Origin of the sequence: Streptococcus sp. k-378, from assembly GCF_013277505.1 — a bacterium.
In the GTDB taxonomy this organism is placed as follows: Bacteria; Bacillota; Bacilli; order Lactobacillales; family Streptococcaceae; genus Streptococcus; species Streptococcus pseudopneumoniae.
Map to the genome: position 1 here is coordinate 1 of NZ_VMNC01000111.1, position 11,383 is coordinate 11,383.

The 11,383-nt window shown below is 40.6% G+C and carries 10 protein-coding genes; 7 read left to right on the forward strand and 3 right to left on the reverse strand.

Annotation, left to right across the window (positions count from 1 at the left end):
• From HT719_RS11360 to carB, 7 genes are all read left to right on the forward strand, one after another.
• Positions 1-275, forward strand: a 275-nt coding sequence (locus HT719_RS11360) for a hypothetical protein (RefSeq protein WP_205380750.1), incomplete at its 5' end; no start/stop codon positions are given.
• 187 nt (positions 276-462) lie between these two features.
• On the forward strand, positions 463-1,005 hold the full coding sequence (locus HT719_RS09810; protein ID WP_023936535.1) for a DUF177 domain-containing protein: 543 nt from the start codon (positions 463-465) through the stop codon (positions 1,003-1,005).
• Complete coding sequence (gene nth / locus HT719_RS09815; RefSeq protein WP_172929060.1) at positions 1,005-1,634, forward strand: endonuclease III; 630 nt, start codon at positions 1,005-1,007, stop codon at positions 1,632-1,634. Before HT719_RS09810 ends, nth begins: the two co-directional genes overlap by 1 nt.
• A gap of 210 nt (positions 1,635-1,844) precedes the next feature.
• A complete protein-coding gene (pyrR, locus tag HT719_RS09820) occupies positions 1,845-2,366 on the forward strand; it encodes a bifunctional pyr operon transcriptional regulator/uracil phosphoribosyltransferase PyrR (protein WP_000850023.1) in 522 nt (173 codons plus the stop codon).
• Between the two features lie 34 nt (positions 2,367-2,400).
• Complete coding sequence (locus HT719_RS09825) at positions 2,401-3,324, forward strand: aspartate carbamoyltransferase catalytic subunit (protein WP_172929061.1); 924 nt, start codon at positions 2,401-2,403, stop codon at positions 3,322-3,324.
• A 49-nt stretch (positions 3,325-3,373) separates the two neighbouring features.
• Positions 3,374-4,453, forward strand: coding sequence for a carbamoyl phosphate synthase small subunit (locus HT719_RS09830; protein ID WP_000595946.1), 1,080 nt, complete (start codon positions 3,374-3,376; stop codon positions 4,451-4,453).
• A 201-nt stretch (positions 4,454-4,654) separates the two neighbouring features.
• Positions 4,655-7,831, forward strand: a complete 3,177-nt coding sequence (gene carB / locus HT719_RS09835; RefSeq protein WP_172929063.1) for a carbamoyl-phosphate synthase large subunit — start codon at positions 4,655-4,657, stop codon at positions 7,829-7,831.
• A gap of 271 nt (positions 7,832-8,102) precedes the next feature.
• Here carB and HT719_RS09840 read toward each other — a convergent pair whose 3' ends face one another.
• From HT719_RS09840 to tacF, 3 genes are read right to left on the reverse strand one after another with little or no spacing between them, the layout of a single operon-like run.
• Positions 8,103-8,912, reverse strand: a complete 810-nt coding sequence (locus tag HT719_RS09840; protein ID WP_100104621.1) for a phosphorylcholine transferase LicD — start codon at positions 8,910-8,912, stop codon at positions 8,103-8,105.
• A gap of 1 nt (position 8,913) precedes the next feature.
• Entirely contained in the window at positions 8,914-9,717 is an 804-nt protein-coding gene (locus tag HT719_RS09845) for a phosphorylcholine transferase LicD (protein ID WP_100104620.1), read from the reverse strand.
• 9 nt (positions 9,718-9,726) lie between these two features.
• Positions 9,727-11,214 (reverse strand): type IV teichoic acid flippase TacF, encoded by a 1,488-nt coding sequence (gene tacF / locus HT719_RS09850; protein WP_172929065.1) that lies wholly within the window; start codon positions 11,212-11,214, stop codon positions 9,727-9,729.
• Positions 11,215-11,383: the final 169 nt, after the last annotated feature.

Consider the following 11,383-nt stretch of genomic DNA (forward strand, 5'->3'; position numbering starts at 1 on the left):
TCTTATCTACAACCTTAAAACAGTGTTTTGAGCAACCTACGGCTAGCTTCCTAGTTTGCTCTTTGATTTTCATTGAGTATAAAATGCCAGAAAAAGAGCATAAAAGAGTACACAAAAAGAGACAAAAACAAGATCTACTAAATAAAGGTTTTTTATTTGATAGGCTTAGTTGTTCATGTCTCCCTTACCTCCGAGTATTGGTATCTTTATACTATACTTTTAAGGAAATTTTGTCAACAGAAAACTGGAAATTCCAAGCTCTAAAATACGAGTGATAAGCATTAGTACCGAGTTCTTTGTCTTCCATAGGGGCATCCTCCTTGCTCTGATGTAGTATAGCACTAAAAAACAAAATATCATAGTGGACATATTAAAAACTTGAATGTTAATTACAAAGTTTGGTGGGTTGATTTGTAGGCTTTTCATGGTATAATCAAGAGAGTAAATCTTTATGGAGGAAGTATGAAATTAAATATTCAAGAGATACGCAAGCAGTCTGAAGGCTTGCATTTTGAACAAACGTTAGACCTAGTCGCAGACCTGCGTGCACGTAATCAAGAAATTTTAGATGTAAAAAATATCCTTGCAGTTGGGAAAGTACAGTACGAAAACCGTATGTATTTCTTAGATTATCAACTATCTTATACCATTGTTCTTGCTTCAAGTCGTAGTATGGAGCCAGTTGAGTTAGTTGAATCTTATCCAGTAACGGAAGTTTTCATGGAAGGTGCAACTAACCAACTAGATCAGGAAGTTTTAGACGATGACTTGGTCCTGCCTATCGAAAATGGAGAACTTGACCTTGCTGAGAGCGTGTCAGACAATATCCTACTAAACATTCCTATCAAGGTCTTGACGGCTGAAGAAGAAGCTGGCCAAGGATTTGTTTCAGGAAATGACTGGCAAATCATGACAGAAGAAGAATACCAAGCTCAACAAGCAGTTAAGAAAGAAGAAAACAGTCCTTTTGCTGGTTTACAAGGACTATTTGATGGAGACGAATAATGGTTTTGTCAAAAAAACGAGCACGAAAGGTGCTAGAAGAAATCATTGCTCTTTTTCCAGATACCAAGCCCAGTCTTGATTTCACTAATCATTTTGAACTCTTGGTTGCGGTCATGTTGTCAGCCCAGACGACGGATGCAGCGGTAAATAAGGCTACGCCAGGCCTCTTTGCTGCCTTTCCAACGCCACAAGCCATGTCTGTTGCAACAGAGAGTGAGATTGCTTCACACATTTCTCGACTGGGACTGTATCGAAATAAGGCTAAATTCCTTAAAAAATGTGCCCAACAGTTACTAGACGATTTTGATGGTCAAGTCCCTCAAACACGTGAGGAATTGGAGAGTTTGGCAGGTGTTGGTCGCAAGACAGCCAATGTTGTTATGAGTGTAGGATTTGGGATTCCAGCCTTTGCAGTGGATACTCATGTGGAGCGTATTTGCAAACACCACGATATCGTCAAAAAATCAGCGACACCACTTGAGGTGGAAAAGCGGGTCATGGATATCTTGCCGCCTGAGCAGTGGTTAGCAGCTCATCAGGCCATGATTTATTTTGGAAGAGCCATTTGTCATCCTAAAAATCCAGAGTGTGACCAGTACCCACAGTTATATGATTTTAGCAATTTGTAAGATGGAAGATCGAAAGTTTTTGCTTGATTTTAAGCTTACTTTGTGCTATAGTAATTGATAACTAAATATTCCTTTAAACTTGTCCCGTGAGGCAGGCAAGGAGCGCGATAAAGTAGAAGGGTGAAGTCTATACTGTGTGCAGTAGGGCTTGCTTAGCTATACATTTCAAGTCTCCTTGTTTAAGGAGACTTTTCTTTTTGGAGGTTTGTCATGAAGACAAAAGAAGTTGTAGACGAATTGACCGTCAAACGAGCGATTACGCGTATTACTTATGAGATTATTGAACGCAACAAAGATTTGAATAAAATCGTCTTGGCTGGTATTAAAACTCGCGGTGTCTTTATCGCCCATCGTATCCAAGAACGTTTGGAGCAACTAGAAAACCTTTCAGTTCCGGTTGTGGAATTGGATACTAAACCCTTCCGTGATGATGTTAAAAGTGGAGAAGATACTTCTTTGGTTTCTGTCGATGTGACAGACCGCGAAGTTATCTTGGTGGACGATGTGCTTTATACAGGTCGTACCATCCGTGCTGCTATTGATAATATTGTAGGTCATGGTCGTCCTGCGCGCGTAAGTTTAGCAGTTCTAGTCGATCGTGGACATAGAGAATTGCCAATCCGTCCAGATTACGTTGGGAAGAATATCCCAACCAGTCGTTCTGAAGAAATCATCGTAGAGATGGCAGAACTTGATGGCCAAGACAGAGTTCTGATTACTGAAGAAGCTTAGAAAGCTAGAAGCTTAGAAAGCTAAAGGAGTAGCCATGTCAGAAAATCAACAAGCATTGAACCATGTGGTGTCCATGGAAGACCTCACTGTCGATCAAGTCATGAAATTGATCAAGCGAGGAATTGAGTTTAAAAATGGAGCCCAGCTTCCCTATGAAGACCATCCGATTGTTTCCAATCTTTTCTTTGAGGATTCTACACGGACGCATAAGTCCTTTGAAGTGGCAGAGATTAAATTGGGATTGGAACGACTTGACTTTGATGTGAAGACTAGTTCAGTCAATAAGGGTGAAACACTTTATGATACCATTTTGACTCTGTCTGCTTTAGGAGTGGATGTCTGTGTGATTCGCCACCCAGAGGTCGACTATTACAGAAAATTGATTGCAAGTCCCACGATTACGACTTCCATTATCAATGGTGGAGACGGTTCGGGTCAACACCCTAGCCAGAGTTTGCTTGATTTGATGACTATTTATGAGGAATTTGGTCACTTTGAGGGTCTCAAGGTTGCGATTGCAGGTGACTTGGACCACTCACGCGTTGCCAAATCCAATATGCAGATTTTGAAACGCTTGGGAGCTGAACTTTACTTTGCTGGACCTGAGGAATGGAGAAGTCAAGAGTTTGCAGACTATGGACAGTTTGTAGCCATTGATGAAATTATTAATCAGGTGGATGTTATGATGTTTCTCCGTGTGCAACATGAACGCCATAATAGTGGAGCTGTCTTTTCAAAAGAAGACTACCATGCCCAACATGGCTTGACTCAAGAACGTTATGACCGTTTGAAAGAAACAGCAATCCTCATGCACCCAGCTCCAGTCAATCGTGATGTAGAAATCGCAGATTACTTGGTTGAAGCACCAAAATCACGGATTGCCCAACAAATGACCAATGGTGTCTTTGTTCGAATGGCAATCTTAGAATCCGTACTGGCGAGTAGAAACGCCAACTAAAACACAAGACGTTAAAAGACGCCAGTGAGCGTCCACGAGAGGTGAAAATATGATAAAAAGACTTCTAGTATTAGAAGATGGCACAGTTTTTGAAGGTAAGGCCTTCGGAGCAGATATTGATGTAACTGGTGAAATTGTCTTTAATACAGGGATGACTGGCTACCAAGAATCCATTACAGACCAGTCTTATAATGGACAAATCTTGACCTTTACTTATCCTTTGGTGGGAAATTATGGAATTAACCGTGATGATTACGAATCCATTATTCCAACTTGTAAGGGAGTTGTTGTTTTCGAAGAAGCACGTAGAGCTAGTAACTGGCGCAACCAAATGACCTTGGATGAATTTTTGAAAGCCAAGAAAATTCCGGGTATTTCAGGGATTGATACACGTGCTCTTACCAAGATTATCCGTAAGCATGGTACCATGCGTGCAACCTTGACCCATGTTGGGGACAGTATGGACCATGTGACGGACCAGCTCCAAGCAACAGTCTTGCCGACAGACAATATCAAGCAGGTTTCTACTAAAACTTCGTATCCAGCTCCAGGAGTTGGTTTGAGCGTAGTGCTAGTGGACTTTGGTCTCAAGCACTCAATCTTACGTGAACTCTCTAAGCGCAACTGTAACGTGACAGTCGTTCCTTATTCAACAACGGCTGAAGAAATTCTCCATCTCAACCCTGACGGAGTTATGTTGTCAAATGGACCGGGAAATCCAGAAGATGTTCCCCAAGCACTGGATATGATTCGTGGTGTACAAGGAAAAATTCCAATTTTTGGTATTTGTATGGGGCACCAACTCTTTGCTATGGCAAACGGGGCTAAGACTTACAAGATGAAGTTTGGTCACCGTGGATTCAACCATGCGGTACGCGAAATTGCTACTGGACGTGTGGATTTTACAAGTCAAAACCATGGCTATGCAGTTAGCCGTGAGGATTTGCCAGAACACTTGATTATCACCCACGAAGAAATCAATGACAAGTCAGTTGAAGGTGTGCGTCACAGATACCAACCTGCTTTCTCTGTCCAATACCATCCAGATGCAGCTCCTGGTCCACACGACGCAAGCTACCTATTCGACGAGTTTATCGAGATGATGGAAGCTTTTAAACAATCAAACTAAGAACGAGTAAAAGCTCGTCGGAGAATTTATTTAATGTCGCTCAGTGAGGCGACGAATAGAAAGGAGAAGGGTGCTCCGTATTTGCTGAACTGAATACGGGCTACGGACGGTGCTAAAAAGATAGTTATTCCTAGAACTGACAGTTCTTCGTCATAACTCCTATTTTAGCTTTGTCCGCTTGACGCCCTTAATATCTTATATATGCTTAAACGTACTGATATTCAAAAAATTATGGTGATTGGTTCTGGTCCGATTATTATTGGTCAGGCTGCTGAGTTTGACTATGCTGGGACCCAGGCTTGCTTGTCGTTGAAAGAGGAAGGTTATGAGGTTGTTTTGGTTAACTCAAACCCTGCAACCATCATGACGGACAAGGAGATTGCGGACAAGGTTTATATTGAACCGATTACACTTGAGTTTGTGATACGTATTCTTCGTAAGGAGCGTCCAGATGCCTTGCTACCAACCCTTGGTGGGCAAACTGGTCTTAATATGGCCATGGAATTGTCTAAAAATGGTATCCTTGATGAGCTTGGTGTTGAGCTTCTGGGAACTAAATTATCTGCTATTGACCAAGCGGAGGATCGTGACCTCTTTAAACAATTGATGGAAGAGCTCAACCAACCAATTCCAGAATCTGAAATTGTTAACACTGTCGAAGAAGCAGTTGCCTTTGCAGCGACAATTGGTTACCCAGTTATCGTTCGTCCAGCCTTTACTCTTGGTGGTACTGGTGGTGGTATGTGTGCCAATGAGGAAGAATTGCGTGAAATCGCTGAAAATGGTTTGAAATTGTCACCTGTCACTCAATGTTTGATTGAGCGTTCGATTGCAGGTTTCAAGGAAATCGAATACGAAGTCATGCGTGACTCAGCTGACAATGCTTTGGTTGTTTGTAACATGGAAAACTTTGACCCAGTTGGGATTCACACAGGGGATTCCATTGTATTTGCCCCTGCGCAAACCATGTCAGACTATGAAAACCAAATGCTACGTGACGCGAGCTTGAGCATCATTCGTGCCCTCAAGATTGAAGGTGGATGTAACGTTCAGCTAGCCCTTGATCCACACAGTTTCAAGTATTATGTCATCGAAGTAAACCCTCGTGTATCGCGTTCGTCAGCTCTTGCTTCTAAGGCGACAGGTTACCCAATTGCCAAATTGGCTGCTAAGATTGCCGTCGGTTTGACCTTGGATGAGGTGATTAACCCAGTCACAGGTTCAACCTATGCCATGTTTGAACCAGCCCTTGACTACGTGGTTGCCAAGATTCCACGTTTCCCATTTGACAAGTTTGAAAAGGGTGAACGCCGTCTCGGTACACAAATGAAGGCGACTGGAGAAGTCATGGCGATTGGTCGTAACATCGAGGAATCTCTTCTCAAGGCCTGCCGCTCCCTTGAAATTGGGGTGCACCACAATGAAATACCTGAACTTGCAGCAGTTTCTGATGATGCCTTGATTGAAAAGGTTGTCAAAGCCCAAGATGACCGTCTCTTCTACGTATCAGAAGCCATTCGTCGTGGCTACACACCTGAAGAAATTGCAGAGCTTACAAAAATTGATATCTTCTATCTTGATAAACTCTTGCATATCTTTGAAATTGAGCAAGAATTGGGTGCTCATCCACAAGATCTAGAAGTTTTGAAAACAGCAAAATTGAATGGTTTCTCAGACCGTAAGATTGCTGAACTCTGGGGAACGACTGATGATCAAGTTCGCCAACTTCGCTTGGAAAACAAGATTGTTCCAGTTTATAAGATGGTAGACACTTGTGCGGCAGAGTTCGACTCTGAAACGCCATATTTCTATTCAACCTATGGTTGGGAAAATGAATCTATCAGATCTGATAAAGAATCTGTACTTGTCCTAGGTTCAGGTCCAATCCGTATCGGTCAAGGGGTTGAGTTTGACTACGCAACCGTTCACTCTGTTAAGGCTATCCAGGCAGCTGGTTATGAAGCTATCATCATGAACTCAAACCCAGAGACCGTTTCAACAGACTTCTCTGTATCAGATAAGCTTTACTTTGAGCCATTGACATTCGAAGATGTTATGAACGTCATTGACTTGGAACAACCAAAGGGAGTTATCGTTCAGTTCGGTGGTCAAACAGCCATCAACCTTGCGGAGCCATTGGCAAAAGCAGGTGTGACCATCCTTGGTACACAGGTTGCTGACCTAGACCGTGCCGAAGACCGTGACCTCTTCGAGCAAGCTCTCAAAGAATTGGATATTCCACAGCCACCAGGACAAACGGCTACCAATGAAGAAGAAGCAGCTCTTGCAGCTCGCAAGATTGGCTTCCCAGTTCTTGTCCGCCCATCTTATGTACTTGGTGGACGTGCCATGGAAATCGTTGAAAACGAAGAAGACCTTCGTTCTTACATGCGAACTGCTGTTAAGGCTAGTCCAGACCACCCAGTTCTTGTCGACTCTTATATCGTTGGGCAAGAGTGCGAAGTTGATGCCATTTCAGATGGTAAAAATGTACTCATTCCTGGTATCATGGAGCATATCGAACGTGCTGGTGTCCACTCAGGTGACTCAATGGCTGTTTACCCACCACAAACCTTGTCGCAAAAGGTTCAGGAGACCATCGCAGACTACACCAAACGCTTAGCAATCGGTCTTCACTGCCTTGGAATGATGAACATCCAGTTTGTTATCAAGGATGAAAAAGTCTACGTTATTGAGGTCAATCCACGTGCCAGCCGTACCGTTCCATTCCTATCTAAGGTAACCAATATTCCTATGGCTCAAGTAGCGACCAAGCTCATTCTTGGTCAAAGTTTATCAGAACTTGGCTACCAAAATGGACTTTACCCTGAAAGCACCCGTGTTCATATCAAGGCACCTGTCTTCTCCTTTACCAAACTAGCTAAGGTAGACAGCTTGCTCGGTCCTGAAATGAAGTCAACAGGTGAAGTTATGGGTTCTGATGCTACTTTGGAAAAAGCTCTCTATAAAGCCTTTGAAGCTTCTTATCTACACTTGCCAACTTTTGGTAATGTCGTCTTTACCATCGCTGATGATGCCAAAGAAGAAGCCTTGAACTTGGCTCGTCGTTTCCAAAACATTGGTTATGGAATCCTTGCGACAGAAGGGACAGCAGCCTTCTTTGCTAGTCATGGCTTGCAAGCCCAACCTGTTGGTAAGATTGGTGATGACGATAAGGATATCCCAAGTTTTGTACGCAAAGGAAGAATTCAAGCTATCATTAACACAGTAGGAACAAAACGAACTGCTGACGAAGATGGTGAGCAAATTCGTCGTTCAGCCATTGAACACGGGGTGCCCCTCTTCACAGCGCTAGATACAGCTAATGCCATGCTTAAGGTACTTGAAAGTCGTAGCTTTGTTACAGAAGCGATTTAAATAGAAAAATAAGATATAGCAGACTGAATTTAGAACAGTACACAGGAATACTAAAATATTTCTAGAAATTAATTTGAATTTTCTAATTGATTTGTTCGTATCTTATTTCAATCTACTATAGAAAAAAGTCTTTAAAATTATAAAACGCATAATATCAGGTGTTGAAAACCTTGATATTATGCGTTTTATTGTAGGAATATTTACTTCATTTTCTACTAAAATTATGTTTTTGAATAACCTCTATCTTAGTAGTTTGTATGGTCGCCCTCAATCAGTTTTTACGATAAGCTTTAATGCTATGACTATACCATTCTTGCATTTCTTTTGATGGTGGTGTCATATAATCCCCATACATCTGGGTTAAAAATTGGTCATATTTTTTTGGCACAGGCAACATACGACCTTCAAACTCAGTCAAAATCAGTTCTTTAAAGGTATCAACTGGGAAGATTTCTTTCATCCCTTCCTTACCGATCCCAATTCCTCCTTCATATTGAGGAGAGTTGGTTGTAGCATTTTTGACTAGCTGATCAATTTTCTTGTAAAAGTAACGGGGATTGACCACTCGGAGGGCATACCAGCTACATAATCTAAGAAAATCTTTTAATTTGCTATCACCGTGAACTGCGCGTGATTTTTTGATATAAGCCAGTTGACGAAGGGCTACATACTTATAACTCTTGTCGACAATGCTCAAGTCTGTAAATCGATCAATTGGGAAGACGTCGATGAAAAGGCTGGTATCATGACGCTTGTACTTAACATGGTCTTCGATAACAGTAGAAGTGTCCAAAATCGATGCGAAATTATGGAAGTACCAAGAAGAAGTATCGTAGGAAAGAACCTTGTAGCGAGGGTGATTTTCTGCTTCAATAATCTTCAGTAAACGCTCATAATCTTCACGATAGAGAGAAATATCAATATCATCATCCCAAGGAATCATACCTTTGTGGCGGATGGCTCCAAGCATGGTTCCATAACTGAGAAAATAAGGAATATCATGTTTCTTACAAGTCTCATCAATATAGTCTAGCAGGGCTAGTTGAATTTCTTTAATTTCTTCTTTTTCTAAATATTGCATTCTAATCCTCCAATTTGTAGGCATGAAATTCATGACTGTAGAAGCGTTTTTCTTCAGGTGGCAAGGTCATATAATCTCCATAAAATTGCGTCAAAATAGTATCAAATTTTTCAGGTGCAGGAAGGCTTAAATTCTCAAAGGGGAGATCAATTGTTTTATCGAAGGTACCACTTGGGAAGACTTCCTTCTCCTTAAATTTAGAAGGGATAAAAGCCATATACTGCCCATTCTCACGACTATATTTTTGAATTTCTTTCTCGATTTTATTTGCGAAATAACGAGGAGAAACAGGTCGAAGGAGCAACCAAAAGGCTGTTCGTATCCAATCTTTTAAAAGGCTATCCTTATAGACAATATTTTTATGTTTACTGAAAGACAGAAGTTTGAAGCTTTCCAGTTTATAACAAGTATCAATGACCTTAGGATCATCAAAGCGATCCATAGGGAAAATATCGATAAAAACACCAGACTCATAGGTTTTTGTATTTCGAGTATCAATAATTTTAGTTGTACTGTCGGTTATTTTGATAAAGTTGTTAAAGTAGTTCTTATCAGTTTCTAAGGAAAGGAGCTTATATTTGCTTTTTTCCTTTTGAAAAATGTTAATAAATCGTTGGTAGTCTTCTCTAGGCATGGACAGATCAATATCGTCGTCCCAAGGGATAAAGCCCTCATGTCGAACCGCCCCAATCAGAGTACCGTAGTTAATAATATAGTTGATATTGTGCTTTTTACAGAGAGTATCAATATAATCCAAAATTTCTAATTCAATTTGTTTGGCATCTTCAATGGTTAGTTGTTTCATTTTAAACTCCTATGATTTTTTGAATTTATTTTTTAAGGCTAGGACATGGTTTAAAAATTCATAGAAAATGCTATCTTTTGTGAAAACAAGTAGACTAATATAAGAGATAGCTGATAACAAGATAATCAAACCAGTATTAATCAAAAATGGCAAATTAATGACCATATCCACAGGATACACGAAATTAATCAGGAAATAAATTGCTACAAAGGAAAGTGAAAAGAGAGAGTATCGAACAGTATAGCTAAAGATATGTCCCAAGTGGATGAGTTGTTTTCTATGGATGAAAATGATATAGAAAACAAGTAGAGAGGCCTCTGATAACATAGTTGTCAGTAAGTAGTATTCAGGAGCCACGATATGGTTGAAAAAGAGGAGACTATTTAAGCCCAAATTGAGTAGCCCAGCAAAGACTGTATAGACTGTGATACGTTTTTCATAGCCATTGGTAAAGAGAATTTGGGAACCAAGAATGGTATCTAAGGCCAGGATAATCGTACGAAAAGCGAAGAGAGAGGTCAAGATGCCACCTCCGATATATTTTTCACTACCGTAAAGTAGGATGGCATTTGGTCCTAAAACCATGAGTCCGAAACTGAGTGGAATGATAAAGAAGTTAAAGATTCGACTACCTCTATTAACCAGAGAAACATAGGCTTCCTTATCGCCTTTTCCTAGATAGTAACTAAGACGAGGCACACTCACTCCGATAGCTCCTGTTACAACACCAGCAATAACGGTCACAATTCGTTGAGCTATGGTGTAGTAACTAACGTTGACATCAATCCCTGTTTTAACGAGGAAGAGACGATCCAAAAAAGTGAAGAGCATATTGGCATTAGCAAAGACCAACATGGCTGTCAGAGGGAGAAAGAGCGGTTTAAAATCACTGATGTGAATTTTAACAAGCTTAATGTCTCTTTTAATCCAAAAATAACTAATCAGATAGTTAATCAGTGTCGATAAACTCATCACAAGTGTATAGACAACAATATCGTGTTCATTTTTGACAAACAGGAAAATAGAGACCAGCATCAGGATACGGATGAAGGCAGTTTTGTAAAAGAGAAAACTATAATTTTCCAGAGCTTCATTGACCCATTCGATTGAAAAAATCTGGGCAATGAGTTGAATCCCCATAACAAGGTAGACCTTTTTGACGATTGGATTATCTGTAAAGAAGAGAGGATAGGCTAGGATATAGACCGCAGTGGTCAAAATTGTACAAGCTATGCACAAATAAAAAAGACTGGAGAAGGTTCTATTCAGATCTTTTTTGTTATCCTTGACATTACTGATGGCTCGTAAACCGTAGTTATAGACCCCATAAGTCGCAAAGGGTAAGAAAAATGACAAAATAGTGTCGACTGAGTTGAAGTAACCATAGTCAGTTCGGTCCAAGACACGCGCGACGTAGGTTCCAGTTAAGATGGGAAAAATAATATTCAAGACACGAATTCCCATGTAAGATAGAGCATTTAATTTTATACTTTTCATTCAATTTACCTCGTTTTTCATTATATCATAAAGTCAGCTAATAAGAAATGAAGGGCAGTAATACTCTTCGAAAATCAAATTCAAACCACGTCAGCGTCGCCTTACCGTACTCAAGTACAGCTTACGGCTAGCTTCCTAGTTTGCTTTTTGATTATGGCTTCAAGCCAGT

Excerpts from the sequence above, each read along its gene's own strand:
- HT719_RS09810 (WP_023936535.1), top strand. The coding sequence starts at position 463 with ATGAAATTAAATATTCAAGAGATACGCAAGCAGTCTGAAGGCTTGCAT.
- nth (WP_172929060.1), top strand. The coding sequence starts at position 1,005 with ATGGTTTTGTCAAAAAAACGAGCACGAAAGGTGCTAGAAGAAATCATT.
- pyrR (WP_000850023.1), top strand. The coding sequence starts at position 1,845 with ATGAAGACAAAAGAAGTTGTAGACGAATTGACCGTCAAACGAGCGATT.
- HT719_RS09825 (WP_172929061.1), top strand. The coding sequence starts at position 2,401 with ATGTCAGAAAATCAACAAGCATTGAACCATGTGGTGTCCATGGAAGAC.
- HT719_RS09830 (WP_000595946.1), top strand. The coding sequence starts at position 3,374 with ATGATAAAAAGACTTCTAGTATTAGAAGATGGCACAGTTTTTGAAGGT.
- carB (WP_172929063.1), top strand. The coding sequence starts at position 4,655 with ATGCTTAAACGTACTGATATTCAAAAAATTATGGTGATTGGTTCTGGT.
- HT719_RS09840 (WP_100104621.1), bottom strand. The coding sequence starts at position 8,912 with ATGCAATATTTAGAAAAAGAAGAAATTAAAGAAATTCAACTAGCCCTG.
- HT719_RS09845 (WP_100104620.1), bottom strand. The coding sequence starts at position 9,717 with ATGAAACAACTAACCATTGAAGATGCCAAACAAATTGAATTAGAAATT.
- tacF (WP_172929065.1), bottom strand. The coding sequence starts at position 11,214 with ATGAAAAGTATAAAATTAAATGCTCTATCTTACATGGGAATTCGTGTC.